The sequence below is a fragment of the Pseudomonas sp. MWU349 genome, from assembly GCF_017947325.1.
GTDB classification, from domain to species: domain Bacteria; phylum Pseudomonadota; class Gammaproteobacteria; order Pseudomonadales; family Pseudomonadaceae; genus Aquipseudomonas; species Aquipseudomonas protegens.
Map to the genome: position 1 here is coordinate 1,071,952 of NZ_JAFEVP010000001.1, position 20,069 is coordinate 1,092,020.

Genomic DNA, 20,069 nt, shown 5'->3' on the forward strand with positions numbered 1-20,069 from the left:
ATGGCCGGGGGTGAGCGGGCTCTCAGGCGGCGTCGCGGGCGGCCTTCCGGGCGGCGTGGGCCACGGCGGCAGCCCGCACCCAGGCGCCGTCCTCCATGGCCTGGCGGCGGGTGTCCAGGCGTTCCTGGTTGCACGGGCCGTTGCCCTTTAGCACTTCGTAGAACTCCTCCCACTGGATTTCGCCAAAGTCGTAGTGGCCGCGCTCGGCGTTCCACTTCAGCTCCGGGTCGGGGCAGGTGCAGCCCAGCAGCTCCAGTTGCGGGATGGTCTGGTCGATGAAGCGCTGGCGCAGTTCGTCGTTGCTCTGGCGCTTGATCTTCCAGGCCATGGACTGGGCACTGTTGGGGGAGTGTTCGTCGCTGGGGCCGAACATCATCAGGGCCGGCCACCAGAGACGGTTGATGGCGTCCTGGACCATGTCCCGCTGTGCCTGGTTGCCCTCACGCATCATGGTCAGGAGGATTTCGTAGCCCTGGCGCTGGTGGAAGCTCTCTTCCTTGCAGATGCGCACCATGGCCCGGGAGTAGGGGCCGTAGGAGGTGCGTTGCAGCACCACCTGATTGACGATGGCCGCGCCATCCACCAGCCAGCCCACGGCGCCCATGTCGGCCCAGTTCAGGGTCGGGTAATTGAAGATGCTCGAATACTTGGCCTTGCCGCTGTGCAGCCGGGCCACTTCTTCGTCGCGGTCGGCCCCCAGGGTTTCCATGGCGCTGTACAGGTACAGGCCGTGGCCGGCTTCGTCCTGGATCTTGGCCATCAGTTGCAGCTTGCGCTTGAAGGTCGGGGCACGGGTGACCCAGTTGCCTTCGGGCAGCATGCCGACGATTTCCGAATGGGCGTGCTGGGAGATCTGCCGGATCAGGGTCTGACGGTAGGCCTCGGGCATCCAGTTCTTGGCTTCGATCTTGATCTCGCCGTCGATCCTTTCCTGGAAGCTGCGTTCCTGTTCGGACATCTCGGCCAGTGGCGTGACGCGCTTGACCCCTGTTTCTACCAGCTGTGCGTACATGTGGCGTCTCCCGGTGTGAAGGTGTGGCTGGGCATGGGAATGTTTATATGTGATACGTAAATTAATATCAAACATAAAATAACGTGTCATGTTTGATTTTGGTATCGCATTGCGCCCCTGGGCCTTTGTCAAGGCAAAAAAAAGCCCCGCATCAGCGGGGCTTCCAGGAAGGATGGATTAGCGGTTGCGTTTGTCGATTACCCGGCAGGCCTTGCCTTCGGAGCGCTTGATGCTGAATGCCGGCTGCAAAACGATACGTGAGCTGATACCGATATGGGTCTTTATGTGGCGGCTGAGATCGCCGCAGAGGGCTCGCTGCTGCTCGTCCCCCAGTTGCTGGTGCTCAGGCTTGAGCTCGACGTGGATGTCAACGCTGTCGAGGTTGCCGTGGCGGTACAGGTGGATCTCGTAGCAGGGGGCCAGTTGCCCGACCTTCAGCACCTGCTCTTCGACCTGGGTGGGGAACACGTTGACCCCGCGGATGATCAGCATGTCGTCGCTGCGCCCGGTGATCTTGTCGATGCGCCGCATCGGCCGCGCCGTGCCCGGCAACAGCCGGGTCAGGTCGCGGGTGCGATAGCGGATCATCGGCAGCGCTTCCTTGGTCAAGGAGGTGAGCACCAGCTCGCCCAGTTCGCCATCGGCCAGTACCTGGCCGGTGATCGGGTCGATGATTTCCGGGTAGAAGTGATCCTCCCACAGGGTCGGGCCGTCGCGGGTCTGCGCGCATTCCATGGCCACCCCGGGGCCGATGATTTCCGACAGCCCGTAGATGTCCAGGGCAGTGATGCCCAGGCGCCGCTCGATGGCACTGCGCAGTTCGTCGGTCCAGGGTTCGGCACCGAAGATTCCCAGGCGCAGCGCCAGCTGGTGCGGGTCCAGGCCCTGGCGCTCGATCTCGTCGGCGATGTTGAGCATGTAGGAGGGGGTGACCATGATGATGTCCGGCTGGAAATCCTTGATCAGTTGCACCTGCTTCTCGGTCTGGCCGCCGGACATGGGGATCACCGTGCAGCCCAGGCGTTCGGCGCCGTAGTGCGCCCCCAGGCCGCCGGTGAACAGGCCGTAGCCATAGGAAATATGCACCTTGTCCCCGGGCCGCCCGCCAGCGGCGCGGATCGAGCGCGCCACCACCTGCGCCCAGGTGTCGATGTCGTTGCGGGTGTAGCCGACCACCGTGGGCTTGCCGGTGGTGCCGCTGGAGGCGTGCAGGCGTACCACCTGGTCCATGGGCACGGCGAACATGCCATAGGGGTAGTGGTCGCGCAGATCGGCCTTGGTCGTGAAGGGCAGGTGCGCCAGGTCTTCCAGGCGCTTGATGTCCTGGGGGTGCACCCCGAGCTGGTCGAAGCGCTGACGGTACAGCGGGACCCTGTCGTAGGCGTGGTTCAGGCTCCAGCGCAGGCGTTCCAGCTGGTGCTGGCGCAGGTGGTCGATGCTGGCGGTTTCCATCGGGTCCAGCAGCGCGTCGGGCACGGTTCCGGCAATCGGCATGTTCATGGTGTCACTCGAATTGTTGTTGTCTTGTAGCCCGCCGGCGGGCGGGTTCTGAGTGCATGCCCCGAGGCGCAGGCGAGCCCCGGGCGAATCTTTCTAATGTGCTTGCAGCCGCTCGCTGATCAGTGCGATGCCCGGGGCGACACGGCTGCACATGGTGCACAGCGCGTAGCGGCCTAGGCGCTGCCAACGAGGATACGGACGGCATCGATGATCAGTGGGTCATTCATGGGAGGGCTCCTGTGCCCGTACCGGGCCGCATGTCGGCCCGCACGCTCATGCCCAGGCGCGCCGTACCGGGCGCCACCGCCAACAGGCGCATGCCCAGGGCGTTGCTTGCCGGGTCACGTTCGAGCAGGGGCCGGGCGCAGCGCCGGGCCAGTTCCATGGCGTCATTTTCGGTCATGCAGGGGCCTCCTCGGAGTGACCGTGGTCAGCAGCCCTTGAACACGGGGCTGCGCTTTTCCATGAAGGCGCTGACGCCTTCGCGGTAGTCCTCGCTGCAACCGGCCAGGCGTTGCAGGTCGCGCTCCAGGTCCAGTTGCTCATCGAAGCTGTTGTGCAGGCTGGCATTGAGGCTGCGCTTGATCAGGCCCAGGCCGTAGGTGGGTTGGGTGGCCAGGTGCCGGGCCAGGCTCAGGGCCTGGTCCCGCAGTTGGGCATCATCCACGCACTGGTAGATCAGGCCCCACTGCTCGGCCTGTTCGGCACTCAGGCGGTTGCCGAGCATGGCCAGGGCCTTGGCCCGGGCCATGCCCACCAGGCGCGGCAGCAGCCAGGTACCGCCGGAATCGGGAACCAGCCCGAGCTTGCAGAAGGCCTGGATAAAGCTTGCCGAGCGTGCGGCCAGTACCAGATCGCAGGCCAGGGGCAGGTTGGCCCCGGCACCGGCGGCCACCCCGTTGACCGCGCAGACCACCGGTAGCGGCAGGTCCCGCAGGGCCCGCACCAAGGGGTTGTAGAAGGTTTCGATGGAGTCCCCCAGGTCCGGCGCGGCGCCGCCGGGCGCCACGGTGCGCTCGCCCAGATCCTGCCCGGCGCAGAAGCCCCGGCCTTCCCCCGTCAGCAGCAGGACCCGTACCTGCGGATCATTGCGCACCAGGTCCAGGGCTGCCTGTACCTCGCGGTGCATCGTCGGGTTGAAGCTGTTGAGCTGTTCAGGGCGGTTGAGGCTGAGAAGGGCCACGCCCTCGCTGATGGAGAACAGGATGGTGGTGAAGTTCATGGGCGGGGCGCTCTGTGCTGGGGGATCAGGCGAAAACCATCGACAGGCATGGAGGCTGCAAGGCGTTGAGGCATGGTGAATGTCCTCGGGGTGGCCGGTGGTCGGCTCGATTGTTGGGGCGGCTGGCTAGCCGGTTTTCGTCGAGTATATCGCCAATGTGATACATAAAAACAATAGCAACATGAATTTAATGTGTCTTGATTTTAGCTGCCGGTCCAGTTTTTTTGTTGCTCCGGGGGGACGATGAAAACCTCCAGGCTGCCTAAATCATTGATAAGTACGGGGATGGCAAGTCTTTATGGAGCGTCTGGGCTGGTTGGTTGCAGTAGCGCCTGTCTTGTGTCTGGCCAATAATCTGATACAAACTGCCATCCGCAGTTCATCGTATTTCCTGCTTTCAGATGACGTGTTCTTCAAGGAACCTCTCCATGACCTGTTACAGCCTCGATGGATTAACCCCAGTGGTCGACCCCAGCGCTTATGTGCACCCTTCAGCGGTACTGATTGGTGACGTGATGGTCGGCGCCCATTGTTACATCGGCCCCTTGGCCAGCTTGCGGGGCGACTTTGGGCGGATCGTCCTGGAGGAGGGGGCAAACCTGCAGGATACGTGTGTGATGCATGGTTTTCCCGACAGCGATACCGTGGTCGAGCGCAACGGCCATATAGGTCATGGCGCTGTCCTGCATGGCTGTCGAATTGGCGCCGACGCCCTGGTGGGCATGAATGCGGTGGTGATGGACAACGCGCATATCGCGCCCCGTTGCATCGTTTCCGCGGCAGCCTTCGTCAAGGCCGGCTTCGAGTGTGCACCACAGTCGCTGATCATGGGCACGCCGGCGCGAGTCAGCCGCCTGCTCAGTGACGCGGAGCTGGCCTGGAAGCAGGCAGGAACCCGCGAATACCAACAGCTGGCCAGGCGTTGCCTGGAGCAGATGCGGCCTTGCGAGCCGCTGCGGGAGGCAGAACCCGGGCGCCCGCGAATCGGCAACAGCGCGCTGCGCCCCAAGGCTCGTCCATGAACCTGGCCGGGCGCTATGGCTGCCTGAAACCCGCTATATTCCTTCCTTTTTTACCGGTACATCCATGTCGTCCCTAGCGCCACTGAACCACCTGATCAAACGTTTCCAGGAGCAGACCCCGATCCGCGCCAGTTCGCTGATCATCACCCTGTACGGCGATGCCATCGAGCCCCACGGCGGTACGGTGTGGCTGGGCAGCCTGATTCAGTTGCTGGAACCCATGGGGATCAACGAGCGCTTGATCCGCACCTCGATCTTCCGCCTGAGCAAAGAGGGTTGGCTGAGCGCCGAAAAGGTCGGCCGGCGCAGCTACTACAGCCTGACCCTGACCGGGCGCCGGCGCTTCGACAAGGCCTTCAAGCGCGTATACAGCGCCGGAGTGCCGGCCTGGGACGGCGCCTGGTGCCTGGTGATGCTCTCGCAATTGCCTGTCGAGCTGCGCAAGCAGGTGCGCGAAGAGCTGGAATGGCAGGGGTTCGGCGCCATGTCGCCGGTACTGCTGGCCTGCCCGCGCAGTGATCGGGCCGATATCAACGCCACCCTGGTGGAGCTTGGGGCCCAGGACGACACCATCGTCTTCGAGACCACGCCCCAGGATGTCCTGGGGTCCAGGGCCCTGCGCCTGCAAGTGCGGGAAAGCTGGAACATCGATGAACTGGCAGCCCACTACAGCGAATTCATCCAGCTGTTCCGCCCGCTCTGGCAGGCCCTGCGCGAGCAGGAGCAATTGCAGCCCCAGGAATGCTTCCTGGCCCGGCTGCTGCTGATTCATGAGTACCGCAAGCTGCTGCTGCGCGATCCGCAATTGCCCGATGAGCTGCTGCCCGGGGATTGGGAAGGCCGCGCGGCGCGCCAGCTGTGTCGCAACATCTATCGCCTGATCCAGGCCCGGGCCGAAGAATGGCTGGCCACTGCCCTGGAGAACGCCGATGGCCCGTTGCCGGATGTCGGCGAAAGCTACTATCGGCGTTTTGGCGGGCTGGTCTAGCCCGCTCATCCAAGAGGGGCCAGCTGTGATGCCCTGGGCCAGGGGATTGGCCCAGGGCGTTGCAGCCCGGGTTTATCGCGGCCCGGATGTTAAATAATCATTGACCTGCGAATTTGTCCTGATCTAGGGTCGCGAAGGTATTCATGTAACTAAGCGGAGAATGTTTCTGCGCTGTTGCAGTTGAATGACGTGCACTGCAAGTTTGAAGATATTTGCAATATAGGGAGCATGGCCAGGTACAGGTATTCGGTCCTGCAGGGAAAGCAGACAGATAAAGGAATTATCGATGAAGTGCATTCGCAACCTGGCTACAAAGTTTGGCCTGGCCATGATGTTGGTTATTTGGGGGCAGTTGGCTATTGCTTCGCAACTGGTTCCGGCATTTGGGCTGGCCAATGATCAATATGCCAAGTCGCCGGGGCCCTATACAGTCAGCACCAATGCTGTTCTGGGTGATTGCCGTGGGTTGTTGGGGGTGTTGGCGCGGATCATGCTGTTGGATAACAGTCTGCAATGCAATCAGTCCTTTCCTTACGGATTCTCCAATCCAATCTCCACCAGTGTCTATTACCCGTCCAATATCAAGCAATTGGACAAGTTGCCAGTGGTCAACTTCGTTGGCGGCATTCTCTCCAACCAGGGCCAGTACACAGATTTGCTGCGGCTGTGGGCGAGCTACGGTTTCATCGTGATTATCTCCTCGGACTTCATCAACACCGCACCCACCATGCATGTGCTCGGCGCCCTGGAACTGAGCAAGCTCAACCAGGACCCGACCTCGCCATTGTTCGGCAAGGTCGACCTAGCGCGCACCATTGTGGCGGGGCATTCGGCAGGAGGAGGCGCATCGATTCTATCGGCAAGCCTCTTGCCAGAGACCTTGAAGGGCATCGACCCGCAGTTGCGCTATATCGGCTCGCTGCCGATCGAACCCGGGCCGATCGGCCTTGGCTCCACGGTGAAGACGCCGACCCTGGTACTCACCGGCGCAGCGGACGTAGTGGTCCCGGCCTGGGCCTGGCCAAGGCTGTGGCAGGGCGGGCTGATCAAGACCGTGCCGGGCTGGAGCGCAACCGCCCATAACGCCACCCATTTCAGCCCGGTCAGAAGTGTCAGGGAAGACGAGTTTGCCGGTATTACCACGGCCTGGATCTTATATGTCGGCAAGAATGACCCAGCCGCCAAAGAATACTTCGTCGGTGAAAATTACAAACTGGCCCGAGATCCGCAGTTTATTCGCCTGCTATTCAATCCGCTGCGGGTCCAGCGCAATGAAGTAGCCGATAGCCTTCAATAGCACTGTGCTTTTTCCGATAAGGCGGATACAGGCCCGGGAGTATCCGAAGCCTGTTTTCGGGCTCACTCAATAGTGCATTTTTCCAGCGCGAAGTTAAGGTGTTGGCGAAATGTACCGGGCATTTCTTGAACTCGGGTGTTTTATTCATGAAATATTCTTCCGGCGTTAACTGGCAATGAGTTATTGCCGAACTGGAAAGTCAGGACGGCGCCGGGTCGTTGCACGCTTGATGAACTAAATGCAATGGCAATGTCACTGCATTGTTATTTGCGCGCCCTACCTTGGGGGCAGCGTTATATATCGCGCTGCAACCATAAGGACTCAATAACCCATGCCCAGTCTTACACGCAGGAAGCTCTTGCAAGCGGCCGCCATCGGTACTTTCTTCTCCTCATTGCCGGCATCCATCCGCCAGGCCCTGGCGATACCGGCGAACAACCGGACCGGAACCATCAAGGATGTCGAGCATGTGGTGATCCTGATGCAGGAAAACCGTTCGTTCGACCACTACTTCGGCACCTTTCGCGGGGTACGCGGCTTCAGTGACCGTTTCACCATCCCACAGACCGGTCAACGGGAGGTGTGGGAGCAACAGGGCAAGGGCCGGCTGGTGATGCCTTATCACCTGGACAGCAGCAAGGGCAACGCCCAGCGCGTCAGCGGCACCCCGCATTCCTGGGCGGACGCCCACTCGGCCTGGGGCGAGGGGCGTATCAGCGCCTGGCCGACCTACAAGACCAACACCTCCATGGGCTACTACAGCGAGCAGGAACTGCCTTTCCAGTTCGCCCTGGCCAACACCTTCACCCTGTGTGACGCCTACCACTGTTCGGTGCACGCCGGCACCAACCCCAACCGGCTGTTCCTCTGGACAGGCAGCAATGGCGCGAGCGCAGCCAAGGTAGCGGCGGTGGTCAACGAATGGGACGGCCCGGGGCCGGCGAATGTCGGCTACAACTGGAAGACCTACCCTGAGCGCCTGGAAGAGCAGGGCGTGAGCTGGAAGGTGTACCAGCACCTGCCGGACAACTTCGGCGACAACCCGCTGGCGGGGTTCCGGCAGTACCGGGCCGCCAGCGTGCAGGTGGGCAACCCGGCCCAGCCGCCGAAGGATTTCAATGCCTTCGTGCCCTACAGCGACGGGCTCAACGCCGTGGCACCGCTGTACAAGGGCAATGGCAACACCCTGCCGGCCAGCAGCGGCAGCAACCTGGAGACCATCATTGGCGGGTTTCGCAACGACGTGCAGGCCGGCAAGCTGCCCCAGGTCAGTTGGATTGTGGCGCCGGCAGCCTATTCCGAGCATCCCGGGCCTTCGAGCCCGGTGCAGGGCGGCTGGTTCACCCAGGAAATTCTCCTGGCCTTGACCAGCAACCCCGAGGTCTGGAGCAAGACGGTACTGCTGGTGACCTACGATGAAAACGACGGCTTCTTCGACCATATGCCGTCGCCCTCGGCGCCTTCGCGGCGCAAGGACGGCAGCTTTGCCGGCAAGTCCACCCTGGGTTTCGACAGCGAACTGTTCACCCACCCGGCCCCGGCCGGCTCGACCCAGCAACCCTTGCCCGATGGCGGCGTATATGGGCCGGGGCCGCGGGTGCCGATGCTGGTGCTGTCGCCCTGGAGCCGTGGTGGCTGGGTCAACTCGCAAGTGTTCGACCATACCTCGGTGCTGCAATTTCTCGAGAAACGCTTTGGCGTGCGAGAGCCGAACATCAGCGCCTGGCGGCGTGCAGTCTGCGGTGACCTGACCTCGGCGTTCAACTTCGCCGACCCCAACCATGAAACCCTTCCCGCGCTGCAGACCACTACCCGCCAGGCCGCCGACAGCCTGCGTCAGCGCCAGGAAAAACTGCTGCCGGTGCCGCTGCCCTCGGCCGGCCAGCAACTGGCGCCGCAGCAGCAGCGCCTGGCCCGGCCTTCCCGGGCCTTGCCCTATCGGCTGCATGTGGACAGCCAGGCCGACCCCAAGGCTCGCACCTTGTCCCTGAGCCTGCAGAACACCGGAGAGCAGGGTGCGGTTCTGCATGTCTACGATGGCCTGCACCTGAGCGAGATTCCCCGCCGCTATACCGTGGAAGCCGGCAAGGCCCTGCAGGACAGCTGGCCGGTGGTGGAGCGCTATCAGCTCTGGGTCCTGGGCCCCAACGGGTTTCACCGCAGTTTCCACGGCGATCTGAAAACCCTGCAGCCCGAACTGCTGGTAACCACTAGCAACAGCCAGTTGCAACTGACCCTGAGCAATCCGGGGGAGCATGGGGTGGTCATCAGCGTCGATCGTTGCCCCTATACCCAGCAGGGGCCATGGACCTTGGCGGTACCGGCCCGGGGCGAGGTGCGCCAGGTGTTCGCCTGCGAGGGCAGTGGCGGCTGGTATGACCTGACGCTGCGCAGCGACGGCGGCTGGCTGCGCCGGATCGCCGGGCGCCTGGAAACCGGAGCGCACAGCATCAGCGACCCCTTGATGGGGCGGGCATGAAGTCACTGGCAAAAACGAGGCGCTTTCGAAATGGAACCCAAAGCCGGGCTGGATAACGATAAGTGCAACTAATACCCGAGCGGTAGAAGTTGTGGGGGAGAGCAGAATAGATAGGGTGCTTAGTTGTTTGCTTTAAATAACGGATCACCCCTTCGGGTGATCCGTTAACAGCAACGCTTACTTGGGCATGGCCCAAGACTGCAAGGTATAACCGTCCTGGCTCAGTTCGGCGCGGGCCTGTTTGAGCAGGTCTTCCAGCTGGGCTGGATCGGAGTAGGCACTGCTGGGAATCTGGGTGTGGCCAATACGGGTACTGGTACGGTCGATGACGGTCAGGCTGAGTTCGCCATTACCGTCCTGTGGAGCCCAGGCCACGCATTGAAAAGGCTGGAATGCGCGGTCGGCGATCAAAAGTGCTTCGTTGATACGGAGCGGGGCGTTCATGGGGTCTTCTCTCTGTGTGCCCAATCAAATGATGTGCCGTCGGTTGGGCTTACCGTTCGGCTGGTCATTTGTACTGATGCACCGAGGTAGCACTCGGGTCACACTGAAAAACAAGTTTTTACAACTTTCGTGCACAGGTCATGTGGCCAGGCCCTTAGTTGCGGGGGACGGATAAAAAAACTGCGACAATCAGTCGCTCGTGAACAGCCTGGAATCCCACGTTAGTTCCTTTGGCAATCAGCCCTATAAGCAATTGATACATTCCACCGTCAAGTTCTTGCTAATGTTACAGCCAGGTTTTCCAAACCACTGTTTCTAATAACTTTTCCATTCCCTGGCGCCAAGGAACAGTCATGCTCGAAGCCCCTGTGCAGCGCCGTTTGCTGGTGGTCGATCCCTGTGACGATTGCCATCGCCTGTTACCTGGCTTGCGCAGCATTGGCTGGGATGTCGACAGCTGTGACCTGGAGTCCGCCCGCGAACGCTCCTGCGATGTCGGACTGCTGCGCCTGCAGCCTTTTCACCTGGAGCGCCCGGAGGCGGTCAAGGACCTGATCAGCCGCAGCGGCACCGAGTGGATCGCGGTATTGAGCCAGGAAGTACTGCGCCTGCAAAAGGTCGGGGATTTTGTCTGCGAATGGTTTTTCGACTTCCACACCCTGCCGTTCGACGTGTCACGGGTCCAGGTGACCCTCGGCCGAGCGTTCGGCATGGCGCGCCTGCGGGGCCAGGGCTCGATCCATGTGGACCAGCCCGAACATGAGTTGCTGGGCGATAGCCGGCCGATCCGCGACCTGCGCAAGCTGCTGGGTAAACTGGCGCCCACCGAGTCGCCCGTGCTGATCCGAGGCGAAAGCGGCACCGGCAAGGAGCTGGTGGCGCGTACCCTGCATCGTCAGTCCCAGCGCCACGACAAACCCTTTGTCGCCATCAACTGCGGGGCGATTCCCGAACACCTGATCCAGTCCGAACTGTTCGGGCACGAGAAGGGCGCCTTTACCGGCGCCCATCAACGCAAGGTTGGGCGCATCGAGGCGGCCCATGGCGGCACCTTGTTTCTTGACGAGATTGGCGACCTGCCGCTGGAGCTGCAGGCCAATCTGCTGCGCTTCCTGCAGGAAAAGCACATCGAACGGGTAGGGGGCAGCCAGCCGATTCCGGTGGATGTGCGGGTTCTGGCGGCCACCCACGTCGACCTGGAAGCGGCGATTACCAGCGGGCGCTTTCGAGAAGACCTCTATTACCGCCTGAATGTGTTGCAAGTGATCACCGCGCCGTTACGCGAGCGCCATGGTGACCTGGGCATGCTGGCCAGCCATTTTGCCCACTTCTATAGCCAGGAAACCGGGCGTCGGCCCCGCAGTTTCAGCGAGGATGCCCTGGTGGCCATGGGCAAGCATGATTGGCCGGGCAATGTCCGCGAACTGGCCAACCGGGTGCGGCGCGGCCTGGTGCTGGCCGAGGGGCGCCAGATCCAGGCCAGCGACTTGGGCCTGCTCAGCCAGCCGGCCCAGGACCTGCCCATGGGCACCCTTGAAGACTACAAGCACCGCGCCGAGCGCCAGGCCCTGCGCGACGTGTTGAACCGGCACAGCGACAACCTCAGCGTGGCGGCACGGGTCCTGGGGATCTCGCGCCCGACCTTCTACCGTTTGCTGCACAAGCACCAGATCCGCTAGGGCGGGTAAAAATGCCAAGGCCCGCTGCGATTGGGGAATCGCAGCGGGCCTTGGCGTTTTGCCGGGGGGTCAGAAGTAGTAGGGGAATTTCAGGCTGAAGGTGAAATCCGGTGCGTCCTGGGTCATGCCCAGGGACAGGTTGGGCACGATGGTCAGGTGGTCGGTGGCGGCGATGGTCATGCCGACGTTGAAATAGGCTGCGTTGGCATCGCTGGATGTCACCGATTGCCAGTCCTGACCGCTGTACTTGAGCTTGCTCTTGCGCTGAATCTGATCAGACACCGAGAAGGCCATACTCATCTTTTCGTTCAGGGCAAAGGCTACACCGGCGCCGACCTGGAAGCTGTCACCCAGTTGCACCTTGCCGGGGGTTTTCTCGCCGGCATTGGAGCTGATATCCCCGAACGATTCTTCCAGGTTGTGGGTGTAGGACAGGCTGCCGAACAACACTGCCGGGTCGAAAGTCTTGACCAGGGAGATGCCGGGGGTGATCGACCAGACGCCATTACCGGTTGGCAGGCTTTCAGGCACCACCAGGCTGCTGCTCTTGGGGGACTGGACGAACTTGATACCGAACGGGTCCTTGCCCGTGGGAGCCTTGACGCGCAGGCTGACCACCGCGTCAGGCAGGCTGTCCGATTCGTCCAGGAACTTGTAGGCGACTCCGAAGTTCACGTCACCCAGCGTAGGGTCACGAGTGACTGATTCTTCGACGGTTGCCTGGGCGCTGCCGCCATTGCCGCCCCCTGACTGATAAGTTGACTCGCGGTAGATCACTGGCGCGTTTATATCGAACTGCCAGCGGTTATTGAGGTTGTAGCGGGCCGTCAGGTCCAGGGTCCAGGTATCGGACTTGATCCGATCCAGGTTGATATTGCCCAGCAGGATCGAATCCAGGGCCAGGAACCCGTTGAGGGTCAGTTGGCGGGTGTCGTAGCGGGCGTAAGTGATGCCTGTTTCCACGCTGAACTTGCCGCCGCCAAAGAAGCCGCTGGCTTCGTCATAGAGGTTGGTCACACTTTGTGCCGGCGTCGAATCATCCTTGAGTGACTGGCCATAGCTCGCACCACCTGCAGCGCCCCCGGACGCTGCGCCGGCCCCTCTGCCGGCGACCTGCTGGTTGCCTTTCAAGTCGGCTGGCGACTTCGCCAGGCGCTTGGGCGGTGGTGCCACGGGCTGGTCCTCGACCTGGCGAACCCGTTGTTCCAGAACCGCGAGGGCCTTCTGCTGCACTTCGTAACGTTGCTTCAGTTCCAGAAGTTCCCGTTTCAAGGTCTCTACGTCCGCGTCGGGCGCCGCTTGCAGTGCCATCGGAAATAGAGTGCTCAAACAAACCACAGCGCGCAGTGAAACCGATCGATACATGAAATAAACCGTCCCTTGTGAACCCCAATGGTCGAAAGGAGCGTAGTTCAGAATTTCAAACTGCGTAGTCCATTAAGCGTCGTCAGGTTGCAGTCCAGCGCACCGCTGCTGGGACCGTTGTTCTTCAGTACTACGTTGAGCTGGGTCAGGTTGTTGACCAGGTTGCTGTTGCCCAGCAGTCGGGTGTTTTGCATGACATTGCCCTGGGCCACTTGCTGCAAGGTGTTGCCCTGATTGCCACTGGCCAGAATGGCCATCTGGATTCCACCGTTGACCGCCGATACCGCCACACTGCCTGCAGCATTGCTTCCGGTGATGGTCTGGCCACTGAGCAGGGCCTGGCCGGGGCTGTTGCTCAGGCTGGGTGCCTGGTTGGCTTCGCTGACATTGATACTGACGTTGTTATAGGCGCTGTTGCCGTCGCCGGCGGCCCGCACGACCTGGGTCACGCCCTGGCCGGTACCGAGCCCGGCACCGCCGATCACGTTGCCCGTACCTTGTGAAGGGGTACTGCCGTTGCCGGTCTGGCTGATGGTGGTGACATAGAACTGTGGCGTGACCGTGGACTGCTGAATCTGCAGGCTACTGGTGGCGCCAATCAGATCACCACTGGCATTACGCCAGGTACTGCTCATGACGATGCCGAAGCTGATGATCCGTCCTGGCATCACATAACGGCCCCGCATCTGTGATAATTCCTGGTCTTGAACTTCTATGGGTTTGAAACCAGCATGGGCTGGAAGCGCTGCTGCCAGGCAGGCGACAGCCAGCCAATATGGAGTCTTCATCTGCTGCTCCCGGAGCGTCCTGCTCCCCTTTATCGTGTGGAGGCTTCTAGAAGAAGTCGCTTTGGATGAAACCGAAATCCATCAGTTCCGCGTCTTTGACCGGGTAGAAGGTGTCGAGCTTGTTTTTCGCGGTCAGTGGGGCGGGTGGGTCAAGCAAGGCATTGGCCTTATCGTAGCCGGGGCCGATGATGGCGAAGACGATGCCATTCCACCCCTTGACGAAGTCCTCATGGGTGTAGCGCTTGTGGCCTAGCACCGGATCACCGATGTAGACCCAGTCTTTCTGGGCCCGCTGCATTACCACGAAGTGCTTGTAGCCGCGAATTTCCATCAGTACGACCACCGGAATGGTCACTGCCTCGAGCTTTTCCGGAGGAATCCGGTAGCCCCTGGCGCGCATGCCGATGCTTTCCGCGTAGCGTTTCATGTCGAGCATCGAGAAACCCTGGGTCTGGACCAGCTTCTGGTCCGAGTTCATCAACATGCCCTTGATGACCTGTTCCTCATCGACGTCCAGCCAGTAGGCCTGGCGCAGAATGGTCGCCAGGGCGGCGGCGCCGCAGCTGAAGTCGGTCTTTTGTTCGACGATGTCGCTGAATCTGCGCTCACGCACACTCTGCACTTTCTTGAAGATCAGGCCGCCACCGGGAAGCCCGGCGACTGCCATCTGTGCTGCGTGCACGGGGCCGCAAAGGCTCAGCAGTAGAAGGATGATCGCAGTACGCATGATCGTTACGCCTGGCAGGACTGTGGAAAAGCCCCGTTTCCGGGGCTTTCGTTACGATCGCGACTACATGCAGGCTTTGCAGCCGGCGGCGATGGACAGCGAGTTGCTTTGTTGGTTGCCCACGCCAGCCGAGACGTTGGCGCCGCCGTTGCCGGAGAAGCCGTTCATCGAGTTGGTCATGCTGGCGTTGTTGACCACTGGGTTTTTCCAGCCGTCTTTGGTCAGCACTTGCTGGGTCCAGTAGCCAGCCAGTTCGATAGTGCCTTGTTCCTTGATGGAGATTTTCTGATCGTCGTTGCCATTGCCATGGTTGTCGCCATAGCCATGGCCACCATGATCGTCGCCACCTTCGATTTTCCCGGTGCCGGTACCTTTGTAGGTGCCAGAGGCTACGAAGCCGCCCGAAAGGGTGGTGGTTTTGTAGGCTTGAACACCTTTGTTTTCGACCACCAGGTTGGTCGAAGTCTGGTTGGCCGAAGCCGCGGCAGTGGCTACGCGACCGCCGGATACGGCGATGGCCAGGTTGTTTTTCTGTTGGTTGAAGTCGCCGGAAGTGACGTTCATGCCGATGTTGCCGGAACCGTTGTTGCCGGAGTTGTTGAGCACGGCATTGTTTTGGGTCGAAGAGTTTTTCACGTAGTTGTTGTTGTTGACCTGAGTCGCGCTGGAGGCGGCTACTGCACTACCGAAGATGAAGTTTTCATCGGCGGTGGCCAGGGCGGCGGCGTTGTCTTGTTGGTTGCCGTCGCCGGCGGCGGCGTTGGCACCCATGTTGCCGTTGGAGCTGTTGAGGGAACCGTCAATCTTGGCGTTGTTGTTGGTGCCCTGGTTTTTCACCACGTTGGTGTTGCTGTTCTGTACATCCAGGACGGCAGCGCCTGCGCCGGCGGTGATTTGCAGCAGAGTGCTTAGGTCCGGGCCCTGATCGCCATGATCGTTGCCATGACCGCCGTTGTTACCATGATCGTTACCACCTGCCTGGGCAGCCATTGCCATGACGGCGGCCAGTGCGAAAACCAGTGGTTTGAGAGCCATTGTGGGTTTCATGGTGTTTCTCCGGTGCTTATTAGTTGGTTAAGTGTTGGTACTTTCTAATCGCACTACGACGGGTCAATCAGCGACCCGGATGCTCAGGGTGTTAGCCATTCGGTTCCCCACCCCGGCACTCTGGTTCACCTGAATCACTCCACGGCTGCCGGTGAAGGCCTGGTCGCTGGTAACGACCTGGCGGCTGCCTTGTTGAGCGTCGGATGCTCCCGAGCTTGGTAACAGCGCCACGTTCTGCTGCGACAGGGCGCTGTCGTCGATGCTTTGCGGGTTGGCACTGATGCTGATCCGCAGGGCATTGACCATCTGGTTGTTGGCCCCGGACGACTGGTTCACGCCCAGTGCGCCGCTGCCATTGCTGAACGAGTTGCCGCCGATGGTGCTGCTGGCGTTGACCGAGCGGTCGGCGGGCGTGGTGAGTTTCTGGGTCACGCTGGTACTGGCCTTGGCGTTGGTGCCGATGGCGATGGCCCGTACGTTGGTTTGCTGCTGTTGATCGCCTGCGGCCTGGTTGATGTTGAGGTTGCCGTTATAGCTGGAACCGGAATTGACCAAGGTCGCGGTGTCCTGGACCTGGCTGGCGTTATCAGCCATGGCCGACGTGCATGCGAGCAGGCCAAGAAAGAGCAATGAATGCTTCATCTCAATGGCCTCCGATGTTGTTCAAGGGCGCCATGCCGGAGCTGATGGAGCGGTTGATGGAGTTGGAGATCGACGCGCCCGAGCCGCCACCGTGACCGGTGGTCATGCCTGGCAGGCCATCGGGATTGGTCACGACGTTGAGGCCGGCGACGCCAGTGCCATTGGGCATCACTGCACCGCGGACCAGCGAACCGCTGTTGACCCCGGCGAAGTCGCTGTCGCTCATTTCGTTATCGAGCGTCCCGGTGACTAGAGCGGACGGATTGGCGTTGACCGTGGTGGGGTTAGGGTCGCGATTCAGGGCACGACCAATGGGCGTGGGGTGCACTTGGCGTTCAAGAACGATTTCGCCATTCCCCGCAGCCATCACCGGAAGGCTGCACACCGCGCTGACGGCACAGCCGATCAGCAGTAGGCGGGTGAAACTTTTATTCAGCGTCCCCACGGCGGTATTCCTTCTTCTCAGTGCTGGCCCTAGCCGGCGTTGCGAGGAAGAGAGCAGAAGCCGTGCCGCTTTTTGTTTCTTGAGAGAATTCAAAGGCTTGCGAGCGCTGTAGGGCGTCGGCTGTCGGGGCTGTTTCAGGGATGAGACACCTACCCCCGACGGCCATTGGCCATAACCGGGGCAACGCTCTGGAACAGGGGTTGCTGCGGGGGTGTATCAGGGGCTTAACAGTTTGCCCGGCCATGGGCGCCACCGCGGAAAATGGCGGCCTGATGGCCAGGCAGGTGTTTCAGGGATGGACACTTGTGGCCCTGCGGCGCTGCACCGATCAGGCTTGCAGCAGTTGCCGGACCTGCTCGAAGGCCTGTTGCCGGCGGGCTTGCCAGTCGCCGCCAATGATGCGGTACGGCTGGCGGTGTTGCTCCAGCCAGTGGCGGGTAGCCTCGAAGAACGCCAGCCGTTCTGCCAGTTGTGGCTGGCAGCGCTGGCCGTCGTCGCTCCAGGCCACATCTTCCGGCGACAGCAGCAGGTGCAGGTCGTAGTGGCGGGCCAGCAACTGCGGTTCCAGCCACGGCGGGCAGTCGCCGAACAGGGTCTGGCTCCAGAGTTGGTTGCTTAACAGGTGGGTATCGAGAATCAGCAGTCCAGGTTGCCGGGCGCGGGCCTGATCTTCCCAGGCGAGCTGGCCCCGGGCGATCTCGGGAATGTCCGCCAGGCAGGTGTCGCGTCCTTGCTGCTCGATGAAGTGGCGCACGTATTCGCCCACCTGGATGCCACCGAAGTGGGCTTGCAGCTCGCTCGCCAGCCAACTCTTGCCGCTGGACTCGGGGCCAGTCAGTACCAGGACCTTCACGACTGCAGGGCCGGGTCGGCGCGCCAGGCTCGCCAGCCCTGGACGGCCAGCAGGGTGAACAGGGCATACAGCGCCGCCGTCAGGTAGAGCTGCTTGTAGACGAACAGCCCGACGAAAATCACGTCCACGGCAATCCACAGCGGCCAGCACTGCACGCGCTTCTGCGCCATCCACCACTGCGCCACCAGGCTGAAGGCGGTCAAGGCGGCGTCCAGCCAGGGCTGCGCGGCGTCGGTCCAGTGGGCCATGGCAGCCCCCAGCAACAGGCTGCCCAGTGCGCCCAGGGCCAGCCCCTGTAGCAGGCCGCTGGACTGCAACTGACTGACCGGCCGCCCCTGATGCTGTTCGCCGCCCCGGGTCCACTGCCACCAGCCATAGAGCTGCAGTACCGCGTAGACCACCTGCAGGAGCATGTCCGAATAGAGCTTGACCTCGTAGAAGATCCAGCTGTACAGCAGCACCATGACCAGGCCGATGGGCCAGCACCAGGGGTTCTGTTTGACCGTCAGCCAGACGGCGATCACGCCGAGGGCGGCGGCAAACAGTTCAAGCCCGGACATGGCGGTTCCTTGGGGAAATGGAGGAGGGGGGCGATTGTACCCAGAGTCGGCCCCGGGCGTCAGTCCGGGGCCTTGGGTTCAGCGAGGGGTCAGACGCGGAACTGGCGCAACAGGCCGTTGAGCTGCTCCGACAGCTCCTTGAGGTGGCGGCTGGCGGCGCTGGAGTGCTGGGCCGCCAGGGCCGTGCCCTGAGACAGGCCGGCTGCCTGGCCGACATTGTGGTTGATGTCTTCCACCACGTGGGCCTGTTCCAGGGTGGCGCTGGCAATCGTGGCGTTCAGGCCGTTGAGGTTGCGCAGTGCCTGGCCGATGGCGTTGAGGCTGGCGCCAGCCAGCCCGGCCTGCTCGATGGTCAGTTGCGAGGCCCGGCTGCTATCGCCGATGACCTTGACCGCCGCTTCGGAATGGTTCTGCAGGCGCTCGATCATGCCCTGGATTTCCGCGGTGGACTGCTGGGTACGCTGGGCCAGCAGGCGCACCTCGTCGGCCACCACGGCAAAGCCGCGCCCTTGCTCCCCAGCCCGGGCCGCCTCGATGGCAGCGTTCAGGGCCAGCAGGTTGGTCTGTTCGGCAATCGAGCGGATCACCTCCAGCACCGTGCCGATCTGGGTGCTTTCCGCCGCCAGGGTGCGGATCACTTCCACCGCCTGGTCGATGGTCATAGAAAGCTGGTCGATCTGCTGCAAGCTGCCGTCGATGTTGACCTGGCCCTGCTGGGCCTGGGCCTCGGCCTCGCGCACCTCGGTGGCGGCATGCTCGGCGTTGCGGGCCACATCCTGGACTGCGCTGGTGACCTGGCTGATGGCAGCCGCCACCTGTTCCATCTGCTGGGACTGCTGCTGGCTGCGTTCCTGGGCGTCGTTGGCGTTGCTGCCCAGTTCGCTGGAGGACTGTTCCAGGGCTGCGGCGCTGGATTGCAACTGCATCACCACACCGCGCAACTTGGCGGTAAAGCCGTTGAAGTGCCGGGCCAGTTCGGTGACCTCGTCCTGGCCATGGGTGTCGAGGCTGCGGGTCAGGTCGCTTTCGCCGCTGGCGATATTGGCCATGGCGTGGACCGTCTCGCGCAGCGGGCTGACAATGCTGCGCACGATCAGCACCACCAGGGCGGCCATCAGCAGGGCAATCACCAGGCCGATGGAGGAGGCGCGCAGTACCTGGGCGTAGAACTCGTCCTGCAGGTCGTCGATGTAGACTCCGGAGCCGATGATCCAGCCCCAGGGCTGGAACAGCTGGATGTAGGAGGTCTTCTGTACCGGCTGCTCGGCGCCGGGCTTGGGCCAGCGGTAGTCCACCATGCCGCCGCCCTTGGCCTTGGCCAGGGTCACCATCTCGTTGAACACCTCGAAACCGTCCGGGTCCTTGACCGCGGCCAGGTTCTGCCCGTCGAGCTTGGGGTTGGCCGGGTGCATGATCATCACCGGCGTCAGGTCGTTGATCCAGAAGTAGTCATTCTGGTTGTAGCGCAGCCCGCGAATCACCTGCAGCGCCTGCTTCTGCGCCTGGTCGCGGGTCAGGCTGCCGGCGGCTTCCAGGCCCTGGTAGTAATTCAGCACGCCGGCGGCGGTCTGTACCACGTGCTGGGTCTTCTGCGCCTTGGCCAGGTACAGGTCCCCATGAATCTGCTTGAGCATCATCACGCCCAGGGTCACCAGGGTCAGCACCGCCACGATAAGGATCAGCCACAGACGCTGACTGATGGACATCTTGCGTAAGCTATTCATCATCCGGTCACTCCAGATTCTTGTTCTTGTCATAAAAGGCCCCGAGCATCCAAGCATGCTGGCCTTCCAACGCCAACCCTACGGAAGTCCAATAACATCGCGGCGTGTTTTGCGCCTGTCTGCTAGGATTTCGGCGCCTTGGCCGAAAACCTGAACCTTTCTGAACTTTTCACATAATTTTCATGGGCTTGTGTTGATCTTACGAGCGCCGATTTATCGGCTACGCTCGACGCAGCAAATGCTTTGACCAATTAAAAAGAGGCATGCCACGAGCA

Annotated in this window: 18 protein-coding genes and 1 pseudogene; 5 read left to right on the forward strand and 14 right to left on the reverse strand. The window is 61.8% G+C overall.

Translation table 11 applies throughout. The annotated features are described in order from the left end of the window. Positions 1 to 22: 22 nt before the first annotated feature. From paaA to paaG, 4 genes and pseudogenes are all read right to left on the reverse strand, one after another. Positions 23 to 1,012, reverse strand: a complete 990-nt coding sequence (gene paaA / locus KCG88_RS04650; protein WP_210711855.1) for a 1,2-phenylacetyl-CoA epoxidase subunit PaaA — start codon at positions 1,010 to 1,012, stop codon at positions 23 to 25. A 177-nt stretch (positions 1,013 to 1,189) separates the two neighbouring features. Further along, the gene (gene paaK / locus KCG88_RS04655; protein ID WP_210711856.1) at positions 1,190 to 2,512 is read right to left on the reverse strand and encodes a phenylacetate--CoA ligase PaaK; all 1,323 of its coding nucleotides are present in this window, start codon (positions 2,510 to 2,512) and stop codon (positions 1,190 to 1,192) included. A gap of 238 nt (positions 2,513 to 2,750) precedes the next feature. Next, a pseudogene (locus KCG88_RS04660) lies at positions 2,751 to 2,915 on the reverse strand (phenylacetic acid degradation protein PaaD); the annotation flags it as partial. A 27-nt stretch (positions 2,916 to 2,942) separates the two neighbouring features. Next, positions 2,943 to 3,734 (reverse strand): 2-(1,2-epoxy-1,2-dihydrophenyl)acetyl-CoA isomerase PaaG, encoded by a 792-nt coding sequence (paaG, locus tag KCG88_RS04665; RefSeq protein WP_210711857.1) that lies wholly within the window; start codon positions 3,732 to 3,734, stop codon positions 2,943 to 2,945. Positions 3,735 to 4,162: 428 nt separating this feature from the next. On the opposite strand from paaG, the gene paaY reads away from it, so the two are divergent. The 4 genes from paaY to KCG88_RS04685 all read left to right on the forward strand — a co-directional run bounded on the left by paaY (position 4,163) and on the right by KCG88_RS04685 (position 9,520). After that, complete coding sequence (gene paaY / locus KCG88_RS04670) at positions 4,163 to 4,756, forward strand: phenylacetic acid degradation protein PaaY (RefSeq protein WP_210711858.1); 594 nt, start codon at positions 4,163 to 4,165, stop codon at positions 4,754 to 4,756. Between the two features lie 64 nt (positions 4,757 to 4,820). Further along, positions 4,821 to 5,744: a phenylacetic acid degradation operon negative regulatory protein PaaX gene (gene paaX, locus KCG88_RS04675; protein WP_210711859.1), complete on the forward strand. Its 924-nt coding sequence runs from the start codon at positions 4,821 to 4,823 to the stop codon at positions 5,742 to 5,744. Between the two features lie 286 nt (positions 5,745 to 6,030). Continuing rightward, positions 6,031 to 7,041 carry an adenylate cyclase gene (locus KCG88_RS04680; RefSeq protein WP_210711860.1) on the forward strand — a complete coding sequence of 337 codons (1,011 nt, stop codon included), beginning with the start codon at positions 6,031 to 6,033 and terminating at the stop codon, positions 7,039 to 7,041. 331 nt (positions 7,042 to 7,372) lie between these two features. Then, positions 7,373 to 9,520, forward strand: a complete 2,148-nt coding sequence (locus KCG88_RS04685; RefSeq protein ID WP_210711861.1) for a phospholipase C, phosphocholine-specific — start codon at positions 7,373 to 7,375, stop codon at positions 9,518 to 9,520. Between the two features lie 177 nt (positions 9,521 to 9,697). Here KCG88_RS04685 and KCG88_RS04690 read toward each other — a convergent pair whose 3' ends face one another. Continuing rightward, positions 9,698 to 9,964 (reverse strand): hypothetical protein, encoded by a 267-nt coding sequence (locus KCG88_RS04690; protein WP_015635695.1) that lies wholly within the window; start codon positions 9,962 to 9,964, stop codon positions 9,698 to 9,700. Positions 9,965 to 10,317: 353 nt separating this feature from the next. Here KCG88_RS04690 and KCG88_RS04695 point away from each other — a divergent pair, with 353 nt between their 5' ends. Further along, positions 10,318 to 11,643: a sigma-54 dependent transcriptional regulator gene (locus KCG88_RS04695; RefSeq protein WP_047336882.1), complete on the forward strand. Its 1,326-nt coding sequence runs from the start codon at positions 10,318 to 10,320 to the stop codon at positions 11,641 to 11,643. Between the two features lie 69 nt (positions 11,644 to 11,712). On the opposite strand, the gene KCG88_RS04700 is transcribed toward KCG88_RS04695, so the two are convergent. The 9 genes from KCG88_RS04700 to KCG88_RS04740 all read right to left on the reverse strand — a co-directional run bounded on the left by KCG88_RS04700 (position 11,713) and on the right by KCG88_RS04740 (position 19,794). Beyond that, complete coding sequence (locus tag KCG88_RS04700) at positions 11,713 to 13,008, reverse strand: hypothetical protein (protein WP_047286706.1); 1,296 nt, start codon at positions 13,006 to 13,008, stop codon at positions 11,713 to 11,715. Between the two features lie 47 nt (positions 13,009 to 13,055). After that, positions 13,056 to 13,796: a hypothetical protein gene (locus tag KCG88_RS04705; protein ID WP_210711862.1), complete on the reverse strand. Its 741-nt coding sequence runs from the start codon at positions 13,794 to 13,796 to the stop codon at positions 13,056 to 13,058. 46 nt (positions 13,797 to 13,842) lie between these two features. Then, complete coding sequence (locus tag KCG88_RS04710; RefSeq protein ID WP_047286702.1) at positions 13,843 to 14,523, reverse strand: C39 family peptidase; 681 nt, start codon at positions 14,521 to 14,523, stop codon at positions 13,843 to 13,845. A 63-nt stretch (positions 14,524 to 14,586) separates the two neighbouring features. Further along, positions 14,587 to 15,570, reverse strand: a complete 984-nt coding sequence (locus KCG88_RS04715; protein WP_047286699.1) for a hypothetical protein — start codon at positions 15,568 to 15,570, stop codon at positions 14,587 to 14,589. Between the two features lie 63 nt (positions 15,571 to 15,633). Further along, the gene (locus tag KCG88_RS04720) at positions 15,634 to 16,212 is read right to left on the reverse strand and encodes a hypothetical protein (RefSeq protein ID WP_047286697.1); all 579 of its coding nucleotides are present in this window, start codon (positions 16,210 to 16,212) and stop codon (positions 15,634 to 15,636) included. 1 nt (position 16,213) lies between these two features. Beyond that, entirely contained in the window at positions 16,214 to 16,657 is a 444-nt protein-coding gene (locus KCG88_RS04725) for a hypothetical protein (RefSeq protein WP_047286694.1), read from the reverse strand. A gap of 328 nt (positions 16,658 to 16,985) precedes the next feature. Beyond that, positions 16,986 to 17,510: an AAA family ATPase gene (locus KCG88_RS04730; protein ID WP_047336880.1), complete on the reverse strand. Its 525-nt coding sequence runs from the start codon at positions 17,508 to 17,510 to the stop codon at positions 16,986 to 16,988. Then, positions 17,507 to 18,070 carry a nicotinamide riboside transporter PnuC gene (pnuC, locus tag KCG88_RS04735; protein WP_047286689.1) on the reverse strand — a complete coding sequence of 188 codons (564 nt, stop codon included), beginning with the start codon at positions 18,068 to 18,070 and terminating at the stop codon, positions 17,507 to 17,509. Before pnuC ends, KCG88_RS04730 begins: the two co-directional genes overlap by 4 nt. A gap of 89 nt (positions 18,071 to 18,159) precedes the next feature. After that, a complete protein-coding gene (locus KCG88_RS04740; RefSeq protein WP_047286737.1) occupies positions 18,160 to 19,794 on the reverse strand; it encodes a methyl-accepting chemotaxis protein in 1,635 nt (544 codons plus the stop codon). Positions 19,795 to 20,069: the final 275 nt, after the last annotated feature.